Here is a 13,285-nt window from a genome sequence, read left to right as displayed (position 1 = left end):
GGTGTGGAGGGGTGGGTCAGCCGGTGAAGCCGGTCGTGATGGAGGTGAACTGCCAGTCGCTCTGGGCGATGCCGGAGCAGGTCTCCTGCAGGCCGCCACCGGGGCAGCCGCGGTCGCGGTTCACCGACCAGAAGGCGAGGCGCGCGATGTGGTGCGAGTTCGCCCAGTTGCGGATGTCGGTCCAGTTCTGGACGGTGGTGGTCTCCTGGGTGTCGCTGATGCCGTTCATGCCGGAGATGCCGATGTGGGCGTAGGCGGTCGCGTCGTCCCACCCGAAGGTGGACTTGAGCTTGGTCTTGAGCCCCTCGGTCGCGCTGACCGTGCTGGCGTACATGTCGGTCGAGGCGTTGCCGAAGTCGAACGGCATGATCGTGAAGACGTCGATGCCGGCGTTCAGCGCCTTCGACTGGTCTATCAGGCGGTTGCCCCAGCTGGTCGGGCCGCTGGTGCTGGTGCCGAAGGTCAGGATGGTCCGCAGGCCCGGGTTGTTCTGCTTGACGATCTTGAGGGCCCCGAGGATGCGGTCCTGGACCACCGCGTTCTCGAACTCGTCCGTGTTCTCGATGTCCACGTCGATGGCCTTGAGGCCGTAGGCGTCGATGACCTTCTGGTAGGCGCCGGCCAGGGCCTCGGGGGTGGAGCAGTTGGGGCCGAGCTTATTGCCCTGCCAGCCGCCGATGGAGGGGACGATGTCGCCGCCCGCCGCGCGGATCGAGGCGATGGTGCTCTGGTCCACGCCGCCGGTCAGCGGGCGCTGACCGTCCCAGGACGGTTCGCAGCCGCCGGAGGAGAGGATGAACGCCATGGTGAACCACTTCGCGCCGGTCGCGTTCATCACGGCCGTCGCGCTCGGCGGGTTGCCCCAGCCGAGGTAGAGGTAGGGCGCGGCCTGCTTGAAGCCGGTCGGCGTCGTCCCGTTGTCGGTGGTGACGTTGACGGTGTTGGAGGCGGGCGAGGTGTTCCCGGCGAGGTCGCGGGCGCGGACGGAGAAGGCGTACGCGGTGTTGGGGGTCAGGCCGGTCACGGTGGCGCTCGGCGAGGTCGAGGTGGAGACCTTGTTGCCGCCCTGGTAGATGTCGTAGCCGGTCACGCCCACGTTGTCGGTGGAGGCGGTCCAGGACAGGGATGCGGTGGTGGAGGTCTTGCCGGTGGAGGTGAGGCTGCCGGGCGTGCTGGGGGCCTGGGTGTCGGCGGTGCCGCCGGGGCCGTCGAGGGTGACGTCGTCGGCGTAGTAAGTGCCCTGGCCGTACCAGCCGTTGAGGTAGACCTCGGCGCTGGTCTGGGAGGCGCCGGTGGTGAAGCTGACGGTCAGCTTCGAGTAGGAGTCCGCCGAGGGGGTCCAGGTGGAGGATCCGCCGGTGACCCCGAGGTAGACGTAGCTGCCGCGGACCCACGCGGAGAGCGTGTACGTGGTGTTGGGCCGTACCGCGACGGTCTGCGTGCACTTCGCGTTGTCGGAGGCGCTGGCGGCCCCGGCGAGTGCCTTGCTCCCGCCGTGCACGGGGGAGCCGACCACGGAGCCCAGGCCCCCGGTGCAGGACCAGCCGGCCGTGGTTCCGGCCTCGAAGTCGCCGTTCGTGAGCAGGTTGGCGCCGAACGCCGCACCGGGAGAGGTCAACACGGCTGCGGCGCCGAGCAGGGTGGCACCGAGGCCGCAGGCCAGACGGGCACGGGTTCGGGTGGGGGTGCGCAAGGAAGTGCCTCCAGTGGAATGGGGGGACGGCATGGAGCGCGAAGCGCGGAGGCGTGCGGCCCGCGGAGAACGTGGGGAGGGCATGGCGGGATAAGGGCCCGCCACGGGGCCGTACGCCGGGTCGGGTAGGGGGAGTTGGCTTCGTGACCGCTCCGTGGCCGGGAACCTAATCCTCCGGAAGGGCCTCCGTCAACAGGTCTGGACCAACTGGAAGTTGGCGACCCCAATCGGAAGGTTTCCTAACCGAAAAGGTTGACAAGGGCGCCGCCCCTTCGGGACTCTGTTCAGCGCCGCTCGCCGCTCCGCAGGCGTCTGATCTCGGCGACGAGACGCGGAATGTCCTGCCGCGCATGCGCGATGAAGTCGAGGTCGTGGTCGTCGGCGGGAGTGAGTCCCCGGTCGGTGGACCGTGAGACGTACATGTCGGGCTCGCTGTCGTCGAGCCCGCCGATCCGGATGAAATCGTCCCCGCCCCAGTGGTCACGGCCTTCGACGAAGGCCTGCCAGGCGCCCGGGCTGGCGTTCGCGCAGCGCTTCTCGATCGCGTCGATCTCGTCGCCGCTGAGGGGTTCGGCGTGTTCCATGGTGCCTCCGATTTCATGGGTTCGGCCTCTGTGCCGCGTTCGGGGAGCCGCTTCTGCGTCCGGCCCCCTCCGCGCGGCGGACGGTCGGAGCCATCACAGCGCGTGCCGTGCCGGCGTGGCGACCGAATTCTCCACCGGGCGCGCGGGCCGACGTACCTGAGGGGTGGTGAGAGTTTCCCAAAGAACTTCTGCAAAAATACTTTTGGAAACCTGTCGGGGTGTCCTAACCTCCCCTCATGGTCAGTGAAGAACGCAAGCGCGTACTCGATCCCGAGCAGGACGCGGCGGCCCTGAAGGCCCTCACGCACCCCCTGCGCATCCGGCTGCTCGGCATGCTGCGACAGGACGGCCCGGCCACCGCGAGCGAACTCGCGGTCAGGACCGGGGAGTCCTCCGCTTCCACCAGCTACCACCTGCGGGTCCTGGCGAAGTACGCGTTCGTCGCCGAGGCCGGCAGCCGCGACGGGCGGGAACGCCGCTGGCAGGCGGTGCACTCCGTGACCTCCTGGAACAACAAGGCCATGGAGGCCTCCCCGGGCAGCCGCGCCTGGGTCGGTCTGTCGCGAAGGGCCCAGATCGAGCACCTGGAGGCCTCGCTCGTCCGCCACGAGGCCGACCTCGCCGGCGGCCGGCTCGGCCAGGAGTGGGTGGAACCGTCCGGAATCAGCGACCTGATGCCCCGTCTGACCCCCGAGTCGCTCGCCGAACTCTGGGAAGTCCTGGACCGGAAGCTCGACGAGCTGACCACCCGTGACGCCCGGGACCCGCGCGCCGCGCGGGTGGTGCTCCTCACCGCCGGACTGCCCCTGGCCCCGCTCGCCCCCGGAGCGGAACCGGAAACCTCCGCCCCCGTGGACACGGAAGCCCTCGCGGGCACGGAAACCCTCGCGGGCACGGAAACCGAGGACGCGTCATGAGCGGGCCGCTGGACATAGCCACCGCACGCCGCCGCTACGTCAGGGTCTGCGTTCTGTACTGGCTCCCGCTGGGACTGAGCATCGCCCCGCTGATCCTGCTGTTCACCGAGCGCGGCATGGCCATGACCGCCATCGCGGGCTTCTTCGCCGCGCACTCCCTCACCGCGGCGGCGCTCGAACTGCCCACCGGAGGACTGTCCGACGTCCTGGGACGCCGTGCCGTCCTGGCCGCCGCCGGAGTACTGAACCTGACCGCCCTCACCCTCGTGAGCCTGGGCACCACCGCCTGGGTGCTCGGACTCGGCATGGCCCTCGTGGGAGCGGGCCGCGCGCTGTCCAGCGGACCGGCCGAAGCCTGGTACGTGGACACCGTCCAGGCGCACTCCGGCCCCGACACCGAACTGCGCACCGGACTGGCCCGCGGCTCCTCCGCGACGTCCGCCGCCCTCGCGACCGGCACCCTCCTCGGCGGCGCCCTGCCCTGGCTGCTCGGACTCGGCCCCGGCCTCGGCGCCCGGCTGAGCGAAGCCACCTCCGGACTGGTGCTGCCCCTGTCGGTACCGCCGCTCCTCGGCGCGGCCGTCGAGATCGTGTTCGTGCTGTACGTCCTGACCGCGCTGCGGGAGCCGCCCCGGCCGAAGGCCACCCTGCGCGAGGTACTGCGGGGCGTCCCGGCAACCGTGGCGGACGGACTGCGCCTGGGCGGACGCGATGCGATGGTCCGCCGGATCCTGCTCAGCGCGGGGGCCGCCGGCAGCGCCCTGGCCGCGGTCGAACTCCTCACACCGGGCCGTGCCGCGGCCGTCACCGGCTCGTCGGGGTCCGGCGCGGTCCTGTTCGCCGCACTCGCCTGCGCCGGATTCGTCTGCTCCGCCATCGGCAGCCACCTCGCACCGCTGACCGCCCGTCTCGCGGGAAGCGGCGAGCGCGCCGTCATGGCGAGCCTCGGCATCAGCGGGAGCGGCCTGCTCCTGCTCGGCGCCACCGCGGCCTCCACGGGAGCGGGCTCCATGATCCTGGCGGCCATCGGCTACGGCCTGGTCTACCTCGGCCTCGGCGCGGCGGGACCGAGCGAGAACGACCTGCTGCACCGACGGGTCGACAGCTCGGGCCGGGCCACCGCACTGTCCGTCCAGTCGCTCACCATGCAACTGATGGGGGCGGGCACGGGCTTGATCGTCGGCTCCCTGCCGGCAGGCCCGCTGCCCTGGCTGCTGGGAGGAGCCGTACTCCTGGCGGGAGCCCTCCTGTGGGCCCGCCGCCCCGCGCCCGAGTCCCCCGACGAGGCGTCAACGCCCGAGCCCTCCACCCTGTCGACGTCCCCAAGCCCCACGGCCCCGGACCCCCGGCAGTAGGCGGAAGGCGGAAGGGCGGGCGGCGCGGGGGAACCGGCGGTACGTGGACTTCGGCGTCGGGTCAGGCCAGTTGCCGGAGCCACCGGCCGATGGCCGCGAAGTCGCCTTCGGCCAGCCCGAGTCGGGGATCGACGCGCTGGAGCAGGGCGGGCCCGGGGTGATGGGCGGCCACCCAGGCCCGGTCGGCGTCGGTGACCTCGTCGTCGACCCAGACGAACGGGCGCCCGGCGGCCCACGCGACGAGCGCGCGGGTCTTCCAGTGCAGCCCTGCCCGCTCGTCCTCGACCTCGTGCCCGCCCTTGACCTCGCCCTCGCCTTCGCCTTCGCCCTCGTTGTCGGAAGGCTCCGGCCAGACCACCACCGGCAGGTGCGGCAGTCCGATGCGGGGGCCGACGTACTCGTTCGCGTCGGCCATCCACGTCGTCGCCCAGACCACCTCGCACGGGAGGGCTGCCAGGCGGATCCCGAGCGCGGGATCGATCCTGGTCAGGAGCGGATTCGCGGGGGCACCGGGCGGTTCGGGAGCCACCGCGCAGGTCGGATACGGCTGTGCCCCGCCGAACGGGATGAGCGGTCCGTCGACATCGAGGAACAGCAGCGGAAGCCGCGGCGCGTGGCCCCGCTCCGCGGGAGCCCCGAAGCGCGCCACGTAGTGCCACACCCGCTTGAGTGCCTGCTCGTCGTGGCGGCCCGCACGGGCGGCGTCCCCGAGGACGCGGGGATCGAGCCGTCCGTCCGTGGCGAGCTCGACGCCGAGGTCGACGTACTCCTGCCCGCGGTAGCCGGGATGCCGCCGGAGCTCCGCGACGGTGAGGCCGAAGCCGGGGTGCCATTCGACCGGGCAGGGGAGACGCCGGGCCGAGGCCTCCACGGGCGTGCCGCGGTAGCAGGGGTCCAGGACCAGGGCCTCCACGTCGCGGTCCAGCCGGACCGGACCGTGCACCTGCGCCTCGATGTAGTCGTCGAGCGCGTCCTGATCGTCGGCCTCGGCGAGCTCGATGAGCGGCATGCGGGCCGCGACGCCGAAGGCCGTCGGCTCCAGGAAGCTGTCGGGATAGCAGAACGTGGTCCGCGCGAGCGTCTCGGCGGTCAGCCGGAAGTGGGCGGAGCCGAACCGCGGAGCCGCGCCGACGGATGTGCGACGGAAGTCCAGTGCCCCGTAGACCGGTCGCTGCTCGGCGGGTGCCTCGTCGTACGCCCCGCCGAAGATCCGGCTCTCCCAGCGCCACCGGTCACCGCCGGGGTGTGCGGTCAGACCACCGTTGCTCGTGCCCGTGACGAACTGCGAGCGGTACGAGCCGTCCTCGGCCAGGGCATCCAGGATCGGCTCGCCCCGCACCAGCCGGTCCGGATGGAAGTTGAGGGTCACGCGCAGAGCCGGATCCACGGGACGTCCGGACGATCTCTCCGCGACGTGGCGCAGGGCCTCTTCGTACGGTGCGGGCAGGGTTCGGGAACTCATCGACGCAGTGTCACCCGGCCTGATCGAACGGCGCACTCGGATTATCGGCCCGGATCGCCGGGCTGCGGGCTGCGGGCTGCGGGCTGCGGGCGGCGGGCTGCGGGCGGCCGCCGGTGCCGGCCGGTTCAGCTGCCGCACATCGCTTCCCGGTACAGCGTCTTCAGCGCGTCGTCGATGGGGTGGGGCTGCGGCTTCCCGGAGGAGTCCGGCGCGCTCCACCTCTGGAGGTTGACGGCGACGGACATCTGACGCCTGCCGTCGGCCCGGGTCAGGGAGATCGTTCCGGCTCCCCAGACCGTGCCGTCGTGGCCCCAGAAGGTACCGCAGTCCGGGACGGTGACCTTGTGCAGGCCGAGGCCGTACTGGATGGTCGATCCGTCCAGGGCGATGACCGGGACGGTGCGCTGCATCTGCGCCAGCGACGACCGGCTGACGATCTTGCCGCCGAGCAGCTTGGCGTAGAAGCGGTTGAGATCCTCCATGGTCGACACCAGGGCGGCCCCCGTGCCCGTCCACGACATGTCGTAGACGCTGTAGTCGCGCGGCGGGTCCAGCAGGCCCCACAGCGCCTCGTACATCTGGGAGTGAGGTCCCTCGATACGCGGCCCGGTCGGGAACCCGGTGTGCCGGAGCCCGGCGCGCTCGATGACGTTACGGGTGATGTACTCCTCGGCCGGCATGCCGGTCACGTGCTCCAGGAGTTGGCCGAGGAGCAGGAAGTTGGTGTTGGAGTACACCCCGGGAGTGGCTCCGGGCTCGCCGGCGGGCGGCGCCGCGAGCCCCATCTCGATCAGCTCGGCCGGGCGGAACCGCCTGAACCGGTTGTCGTCCAGGCTCGCGGGGGACATCTCCTGCAGGGAGGGGAAGGCGTAGCGGATGTAGTCGGGGATGCCGCTGGTGTTGTTGAGCAGCATCCGGACCGTGATCTTCTGGCCGCGCTCTCCCGGTACCAACTGCGGCAGATAGCGGCCGATCGGCGCGTCGAGCCGGATCCGGCCCTGCTCGACCTGCTGCATGATCGCGGCGGCGGTGAAGGTCTTGGTGATGCTGCCGACGCGCTGGTGCATGTCGGGGCTGACGGGACGCCCGGTGGCCACATCGGCGACCCCGGAGGCACCGCGCCACGTCCGGCCGGCACCCCGCACCTCGGCGTACACCCCGGGAATCCCGGCTCCGTGGACGCCGTCCAGGGCGGACTTCAACTCCGCGGGATCGAGGCCGCTCGACGGGCTCGTCCTGCCGGCCGCCGTATCCCGCGTCACGGCGGTCGCGGGAACCGCGGCCGCCAGGGCCGCACAAGCGGTGAGCGCGGCCACGCTCGCGCAGAAAACCAAGCGGATCTTCAAGACATCCGTCCTCTCAAGGGCAAGGGGTGCGCAAGGGGGAACCGTCCGCGTGCATTTCGCCGTGTACGACTCACCGGGCGGGGCGCGGGGCGCAACGCAGGGGCTTCGGTGAGGAAGTGGACGAACGCTTCGAGTCCGGGCTCCATGACGACCATCCTCACGGCCCCCACCCCAGCGGGTCAGCCGCCAACCGTCGGGCATCCGGCCCGGATCGCGCACCGATCGGCGGCCCTGGCGGCGACGGGTTCATCTCACCCGAGGCGCGGGTGCACCTGGTCGTCGTCCGTCACCTCGTACACGTCGATGCACAGCACACGACGAACACGGCGATGTCTGCGTCGACGCCCTTCGCGCTGGTGCGACCCTTCGCCTCGCAGATCAGGCGTTCTTCACCCCGCACCGCCTCGATGTCCGTCCAGTGGTCGGAGGGGGTGACGGGAGTCCATCCCCCTGCGACCAGCCACCACCGGAACGCCGTCACGATGGGCGTCGTACAGGGCTCGCTGGTCGCTGCGGTGCGGCACGGGCTGATCGCGCTCCGGTTCCCGGTACTCGACCAGGCCAGAAAGCACCGACCGGCAACTCGGCCGTTCGGCCGCTCGGACCAGGCTCACCGAGCAACCAGTTGCACGAACAGGCTGCCGGCCGGTCCGGATCGCCCGAGGCGATGCGTGGCGCGGTCTACTCGGCGTCGAGCTGGTGATCGGCCCAGACGTAGGTTTCGGGGAGCAAGTCGGTGATGAGGACGGTCCGGAGGCGGTCGCCTTCGCCGACGATGACCTTGAGGGCGGGGAAGTAGTCGAGAAGGACCTGGCGGCACCGGCCGCACGGGGGAACGACCCCTCGGTCGCGGTCGCCCACGGCGACGATCGTGTCGAGCTCGTACGCGCCCTGGGAAGCTGCGGCGCCGATGAGGACGAGCTCGGCGCAGGGGCCACCGGTGAAGTGGTAGGCGTTCACCGCCGTGACGATCCGGCCGTCCTGGGCGCGGGCCGCGGCTGCCATGGTGTGGTTGTCGCCCCGGCAGCGAGTCCGGGCGACGTGCGCCGCGGCCTGGATGAGCTCGTGGTCGACGGGGTGGGTCTGGGTGGTCATCTTCTCTGCCTTCGTCAGGTGTCAGGCGACGTTGTCCCAGGTGACGGCGGTGCGCAAGCGGATATCGGCGGTCCGCTCCTTCCCCGGACGAAACGACGGCGCGGCGCGGCCCGGGTGGGCCGCGCGGGAAGCCTGACGACCTCGCGGCGGACAAGGCTTACGCCGGCGGGCCTTGGTGCGATGCCGATGCCGACGCCGACGGGCGCCCGGCAGACCGTCCCCACGACAGCGGCAGCCTTCGCCGGCCGGCTACGAACGTGATGGTGGAGATGAGGCCTCGTCGTCGTTGCAACCGTGGTCGACCCACTTGGTGAGGAGCTCGGCCAGGCTCGCAAGCGGAGTTGTCACCGGCCAGGGTGCACGTTCTTCGCGGCCCGCCCACGTCAGGTGAACCACGGCCCAGGGAAAGCGGCGGTTCGCGATGCCGAACAGGACGTCGTCACACCCTTCGCATCGCGCCGCCGCGGTGACCTCCGCTCCGTACAGCGGGTGCCCGGGGGACAGCTCGCGATGCAGTTCCACCTCGTAGGCGTGCATGCCGCCGTCGGGCACCCACCAGGGGGCAGGTAGGAGCGAAGGGTTCTCCGGCGTGTTCTGCATCGCCGCATCCTTGCAGAACTTCCTGGCCCGCCCTCGACGCCAAGGAATCGAGAGGTGAGGGCGGTTGTCGGGGCGAACAGGGCCACGACGCTCTCAGGACCAGTACGTGCGCGGCGTAGGCGTCGACCGGTGTCGGAGCGGACTGCCGCGTTCCAGGCGGGGGTGTCCGTAGGGGTTCGTCAAGCGGTGAGTAACGTCCGTACTGGCTCGCCTTGAGCCGGCGGAGCCCGGTTGGCCGGGGGCAACGGCTCTGATCGTTGCGTCTGGTGTCGGGGAGCAGAAGGGGGTGCGGCGGATGAGGATTGTGTTCTTTTCCCACGACGAGGGGGTGGACGTTTCCGGTGGCGCGGCGGACCTCGTCGCCCTGGCTCTCGCCCTCGGTGAGGGGAAGGGCGGCATGGTGATCATCCCCTCGGCCGAACCGAGCTTCGGTGGCACGGACCTGACTTCGGTGGAGGTGGTGAGCACCGGCGGCCCGGGCGTCCTCATCCGAGTCGACTCGGAGCGGAGCGCTCTGGTCATCGAGGGCGACCAGGCGGGCCTGACCGTTCTCGGCGACGTGCTCCGGTCGGTTGCGGAGATGGACGACGGCGGGCACCAGCACATCGAGTACTTCCCGGATCACTCCTACCTTGCCGCCGGGTCACTGCCCATGGTCGTGAACAGCCCGCATGGGGGCATGCCGATCCGATGAACGACCGCCTGACGGCAGCGACCGGCCGGCGGGTTGCCGGTACGCGCGACGGGCGGCGGAGCGTCCGGTGGGCCTGCCGTAAATGCGATGACCTGCAATGACGTGCCGTGACACAGTCGCGGCATGTCCAACGACATCGCGTACCCCGTGTTCCGTACCCCCGACCTCGCACTCGCCCTGAGCACCGCGCGCCGCCTCATGGAGTTCGGCCGGTGCGAGCACTCCGAGGTGTCCGTGTACGCGGAACTCCCCTCCCTCGCCGAGGTGCGGCGGGTGGCGAAGGAGTTGCCCGGGGCGTGGTTTCGCGGGCAGGAGGAGTACGGGGAGTTCTACGGGGTGCCGTTCGAGGACCAGCCCCCGCTGGTCGTGGGCGTCCAGGAGCCCGGTCTGCCGGCCGGGCCGTCGGCGTACGAAGGGCGGCTGCCGGTGGATTGCTCGCTGCTCGACCTGCCCGTCGGAACCATCGAGGACGCCTTCGCCGCGGCGGTCCGCCCGAACACGGGCGAGATCAACTGGCAGACGCTGTGCTGGCCCGACGCGCCCGAACTCGGCTTTCGCGGCGAACACAAGCACTCCGAGGTGACGCTCCTCCTCCACACCCGCACGCGTGACCTCGAGCCCGCTGACGACCACACCGTCCTCGTCCACGTCCGCAGCGCCGTCTTCGACGGCCGTCAGGCGAACGAGCCGTACGCGCACTGGATCGCCGAACAGGTGGGACTCACGGTCATCGGGCCCGGACAGCGGCTGTGATGCCGGCCCGAGCCCCCATCTGCCTGCCTGTCACCGGTCTCGTGGAGGATGATCCCGTGACACACCTTTCGACAGACGTGCGGGCCGCTCTCCGGTTCTTCGCCTTCTTCCTGGGCAACGGCACAGTGGACGTCGATCTGCTGGACGGGATCGATTACCGTGCCCACCTGCTCGAATTCGGCTCAGACCTCGAGATGGTCTTCGCGATCTTCTCCAACGTCCTCGAAGTCGATGATCACGGGCGGACGCTCAACGACGGAGACGCGCGGTACCGGGCCGCCCAGTGGATCCGTAAGCGCTGCGACCCCGGGTACCGGGTGGAGCCCCCGTTCGAAGCATGGGAGACCGAGCTCCACGGCCCCTGACGAAGGCCATGCGTCTGGAGCTGCCTGTATCCCCTCCGGGCTCCGGGAGGGCTGCTCGCCGCGGATCGATGAGACCGGGTTACGGGGCGCCCGGGCGAGTCCGGCGCAGGTGGGGAGGTGGCCGGCCAAGAAGCGCGACCGGCTCGGGGGGACTCGGTTTCGGTGGGCGGTCGTTGTCAGGGGCGGATGTCCTTGGCTACGAAGCGTCCGGCTCCGAGTTCGAGGATGAAGGTGACCTGCTGGTCCACGGAGAGCCCCTTGCACTCGTCCGTGATGTCCGACTGCTCGAAGTAGACCGGTTCTTCGTGGCCCAGGGGGACCAGGAAGCCGTAACCCGCCTGACGGTTGTAGGACTGGATGAATCCGGTGCAGCGCTCTGTCATGGGTCACCGTCTTCCACAGGGTCCACGACACCGCCGGACACAGGCGCGGTGCGACGTGTGACACCTTCCCTGCCTGCCGGATCGTGCCGACGGGCGGCCGGCCTTCGGCCCCGCTGTCGACGGAGGATGCGGGGATCAGGCGGACGCGCCCGGTGACGGGAAGCAGTCTTGCCCTGGCCCGTCCGGTCCGAAGGGAATCGATTCTTCTTTGGGTATCACCGTTCTGCCTGCCGAATATGCATCAAACCGGCCACCGTAGCCGTGAGGTCCACGCCATCCCCGGGGTTCCTCGCCGCCGACCCATACCCGGGCAAGGTGGACCCGACGGATCCGCTCCGCATCAGCCGATCGGTCGACCCCCGTGTCCGCCGGCGGGTGCACCGGCCGGAGCCCGTGGGGCGACCTGGGCCGGGCGGATCGGGCTCCAGGATGGAGGGAGTGCGGAGCAGGGACGGGTGAGGGACAGGATTTCTGGCCTCCGGCCGGCGCCGCCCAGCGGGCTCTCACCGCAGGCGCCGGTCTCGCTCGCCGGCTCCTTTCGTACGGACACGGAGGATCGACATGAACGACCACGACGGCAGTCTGCTGGCGGCCGCCCGCCGGGGTGATGCGGACGGAGTACGCGTCGCCCTGGATGCGGGAGCCTCCGTGGAGGCCCGTGACGCGGAGCTGCGCTCGCCGCTGTTGCTGGCCTCGCTCGGCAGCCACGTCGAGGCGGCACGTGTCCTGGTCGAGGCGGGGGCGGATCCGAATGCCCAGGACCAGCGCCACGACAGCGCGTGGCTGGTCACCGGCGTGACCGGCAGTGTGGAGATGATGCGGGTGCTGCTGCCCGCGGGGCCGGACCTGACCTTGCGCAATCGGTTCGGCGGGATCTCGCTGATCCCCGCGAGCGAGCGGGGCCATGTGGCGTACGTGCGCGCGGTCCTGCGGGAGACCGAAATCGACGTCGACCACGTCAACGACCTGGGCTGGACCGCCCTGCTCGAGGCCGTGATCCTCGGCGACGGGGGCCTGCCGCACCAGGAGATCGTGGAACTCCTCCTCGCGGCCGGTGCCGACCGCAACCTGCCGGACGCGGACGGCGTCACGGCCCTGCAGCACGCCCGGCGCCGCGGCTTCGAGACGATCGCGGGGCTGCTGGCGGCCGTCTGAGGGCGGGTACGGGGGTGTGTGCGCCCCGGGCGCCCCGCTCTGGCCGCCGCCGCGGTCAGGCGCGGTGGAAGAGGTCGCCGTCGCGGTGGTCCTGCCCGGGGGCGGGGGCGTGCGGGACCTCTCGTCCTTGTTGGAGCCACAGGCGCTCGACGGCGTCGTAGATGGGGGTTTCGGTCAGGGGCTGCGTCCGTGGCGCGTCTGCTTCTGGTGCCTGGCCCGATGGCTGGTCGGTGGAGTGTGCGGCCCCGTCCGGGCCGGCCTGCGCTGTCATCGGGTCGCCTGCCGCGGTTCGGGCCGAGGTGGCCGGTGGCCGGTGACCGGCCGGGGCGTTCATCGCGGGGTCCTTCTGGAGGATCGTTCCTGCTGGTCATGCGCGATGCGACCCGCGAGGTCCAGGACGGTCCGTGTCCGGCCCTGCGCCAGCGCCGTGCGGAGCAGGTGGAGGGGGCGGGGATTCCGGGCGGCTGCCTCCCGCCCGACCTGCGCCTCGTCGTGGCCGGCGGGTGGCAGGACCGGCCCGCCGGTGACGGTCATCGGGGGGACGCCGTCCAGGGCTTCGGTCCCGGACGCGAGGTGGTCCAGCGCGATGTCCCGTGCGGTGGCGGGGGAGGGAGAGAGGGTGTCGGGCACGGGGTTCCTTCCGTCGACCGGGCAATCAGGGACATGGTTGCGCCCGGGAGGAACCCGGGGAGCGGAAAGGCCTTCCGGGGGACCGAAAGGGGGGATGCCCCCAGGGTTGTTCGAGCCGGTACCCGTACGCGGGTGCGGGCCGGGCGGAGCCGCGGCCGGTGGACCTGCCGGGCGGAATCCACCGGCCTCGGTGGGAACCTGGCCGTAGCCGTAGCCGTAGCCGTAGCCGTAGCCGTAGCCGAATCAGTAGCCG

Annotated in this window: 16 protein-coding genes and 1 pseudogene; 6 read left to right on the top strand and 11 right to left on the bottom strand. The window is 71.1% G+C overall.

The window, feature by feature from the left end; genetic code table 11:
• Window positions 1-16 precede the first annotated feature (16 nt).
• Together ACWGDE_RS27415 and ACWGDE_RS27410 are read right to left on the bottom strand one after the other, a co-directional pair.
• Window positions 17-1,726 carry a carbohydrate binding domain-containing protein gene (locus ACWGDE_RS27415; protein ID WP_453391699.1) on the bottom strand — a complete coding sequence of 570 codons (1,710 nt, stop codon included), beginning with the start codon at window positions 1,724-1,726 and terminating at the stop codon, window positions 17-19.
• Between the two features lie 251 nt (window positions 1,727-1,977).
• Window positions 1,978-2,277 (bottom strand): hypothetical protein, encoded by a 300-nt coding sequence (locus ACWGDE_RS27410; RefSeq protein WP_453391698.1) that lies wholly within the window; start codon window positions 2,275-2,277, stop codon window positions 1,978-1,980.
• Window positions 2,278-2,513: 236 nt separating this feature from the next.
• Between ACWGDE_RS27410 and ACWGDE_RS27405 the strand changes: the two genes are divergently transcribed.
• On the top strand, window positions 2,514-3,194 hold the full coding sequence (locus tag ACWGDE_RS27405) for an ArsR/SmtB family transcription factor (RefSeq protein WP_453391697.1): 681 nt from the start codon (window positions 2,514-2,516) through the stop codon (window positions 3,192-3,194).
• Window positions 3,191-4,549, top strand: coding sequence for an MFS transporter (locus tag ACWGDE_RS27400; RefSeq protein ID WP_453391696.1), 1,359 nt, complete (start codon window positions 3,191-3,193; stop codon window positions 4,547-4,549). The genes ACWGDE_RS27405 and ACWGDE_RS27400 overlap by 4 nt, the downstream gene beginning before the upstream one ends.
• A 61-nt stretch (window positions 4,550-4,610) precedes the next feature.
• Here the strand turns inward: ACWGDE_RS27400 and ACWGDE_RS27395 are convergent, their stop codons facing one another.
• The 6 genes and pseudogenes from ACWGDE_RS27395 to ACWGDE_RS27370 all read right to left on the bottom strand — a co-directional run bounded on the left by ACWGDE_RS27395 (window position 4,611) and on the right by ACWGDE_RS27370 (window position 9,052).
• The gene (locus tag ACWGDE_RS27395; protein ID WP_453391701.1) at window positions 4,611-5,198 is read right to left on the bottom strand and encodes a hypothetical protein; all 588 of its coding nucleotides are present in this window, start codon (window positions 5,196-5,198) and stop codon (window positions 4,611-4,613) included.
• Window positions 5,178-6,011, bottom strand: a pseudogene (locus tag ACWGDE_RS27390) (DUF3626 domain-containing protein); the annotation flags it as partial. The pseudogene ACWGDE_RS27390 and the gene ACWGDE_RS27395, both read right to left, overlap by 21 nt.
• Window positions 6,012-6,136: 125 nt before the next feature.
• On the bottom strand, window positions 6,137-7,213 hold the full coding sequence (locus tag ACWGDE_RS27385; protein WP_453391700.1) for a serine hydrolase domain-containing protein: 1,077 nt from the start codon (window positions 7,211-7,213) through the stop codon (window positions 6,137-6,139).
• Window positions 7,214-7,643: 430 nt separating this feature from the next.
• The gene (locus ACWGDE_RS27380) at window positions 7,644-7,838 is read right to left on the bottom strand and encodes a hypothetical protein (RefSeq protein ID WP_453391695.1); all 195 of its coding nucleotides are present in this window, start codon (window positions 7,836-7,838) and stop codon (window positions 7,644-7,646) included.
• A 200-nt stretch (window positions 7,839-8,038) separates the two neighbouring features.
• Complete coding sequence (locus ACWGDE_RS27375; protein WP_453391694.1) at window positions 8,039-8,452, bottom strand: cytidine deaminase family protein; 414 nt, start codon at window positions 8,450-8,452, stop codon at window positions 8,039-8,041.
• A gap of 249 nt (window positions 8,453-8,701) precedes the next feature.
• Entirely contained in the window at window positions 8,702-9,052 is a 351-nt protein-coding gene (locus tag ACWGDE_RS27370; RefSeq protein WP_453391693.1) for a hypothetical protein, read from the bottom strand.
• 295 nt (window positions 9,053-9,347) lie between these two features.
• On the opposite strand from ACWGDE_RS27370, the gene ACWGDE_RS27365 reads away from it, so the two are divergent.
• The 3 genes from ACWGDE_RS27365 to ACWGDE_RS27355 all read left to right on the top strand — a co-directional run bounded on the left by ACWGDE_RS27365 (window position 9,348) and on the right by ACWGDE_RS27355 (window position 10,864).
• Window positions 9,348-9,746, top strand: a complete 399-nt coding sequence (locus ACWGDE_RS27365) for an Imm32 family immunity protein (protein WP_453391692.1) — start codon at window positions 9,348-9,350, stop codon at window positions 9,744-9,746.
• 123 nt (window positions 9,747-9,869) lie between these two features.
• The gene (locus ACWGDE_RS27360) at window positions 9,870-10,499 is read left to right on the top strand and encodes a hypothetical protein (protein ID WP_453391691.1); all 630 of its coding nucleotides are present in this window, start codon (window positions 9,870-9,872) and stop codon (window positions 10,497-10,499) included.
• 56 nt (window positions 10,500-10,555) lie between these two features.
• On the top strand, window positions 10,556-10,864 hold the full coding sequence (locus ACWGDE_RS27355; protein WP_453391690.1) for a DUF7677 family protein: 309 nt from the start codon (window positions 10,556-10,558) through the stop codon (window positions 10,862-10,864).
• A 176-nt stretch (window positions 10,865-11,040) separates the two neighbouring features.
• Here the strand turns inward: ACWGDE_RS27355 and ACWGDE_RS27350 are convergent, their stop codons facing one another.
• Window positions 11,041-11,247 (bottom strand): cold shock domain-containing protein, encoded by a 207-nt coding sequence (locus tag ACWGDE_RS27350; protein ID WP_453391689.1) that lies wholly within the window; start codon window positions 11,245-11,247, stop codon window positions 11,041-11,043.
• Window positions 11,248-11,808: 561 nt separating this feature from the next.
• Here ACWGDE_RS27350 and ACWGDE_RS27345 point away from each other — a divergent pair.
• A complete protein-coding gene (locus ACWGDE_RS27345) occupies window positions 11,809-12,402 on the top strand; it encodes an ankyrin repeat domain-containing protein (protein WP_453391688.1) in 594 nt (197 codons plus the stop codon).
• A gap of 55 nt (window positions 12,403-12,457) precedes the next feature.
• On the opposite strand, the gene ACWGDE_RS27340 is transcribed toward ACWGDE_RS27345, so the two are convergent.
• Both ACWGDE_RS27340 and ACWGDE_RS27335 read right to left on the bottom strand, forming a co-directional pair.
• On the bottom strand, window positions 12,458-12,673 hold the full coding sequence (locus ACWGDE_RS27340) for a hypothetical protein (RefSeq protein WP_453391687.1): 216 nt from the start codon (window positions 12,671-12,673) through the stop codon (window positions 12,458-12,460).
• A 59-nt stretch (window positions 12,674-12,732) separates the two neighbouring features.
• A complete protein-coding gene (locus ACWGDE_RS27335; protein ID WP_453391686.1) occupies window positions 12,733-13,032 on the bottom strand; it encodes a hypothetical protein in 300 nt (99 codons plus the stop codon).
• Window positions 13,033-13,285: the final 253 nt, after the last annotated feature.

Source organism: Streptomyces sp. NPDC054956 (assembly GCF_053609185.1).
This window is presented reverse-complemented; position numbering and strand designations above follow the sequence as displayed.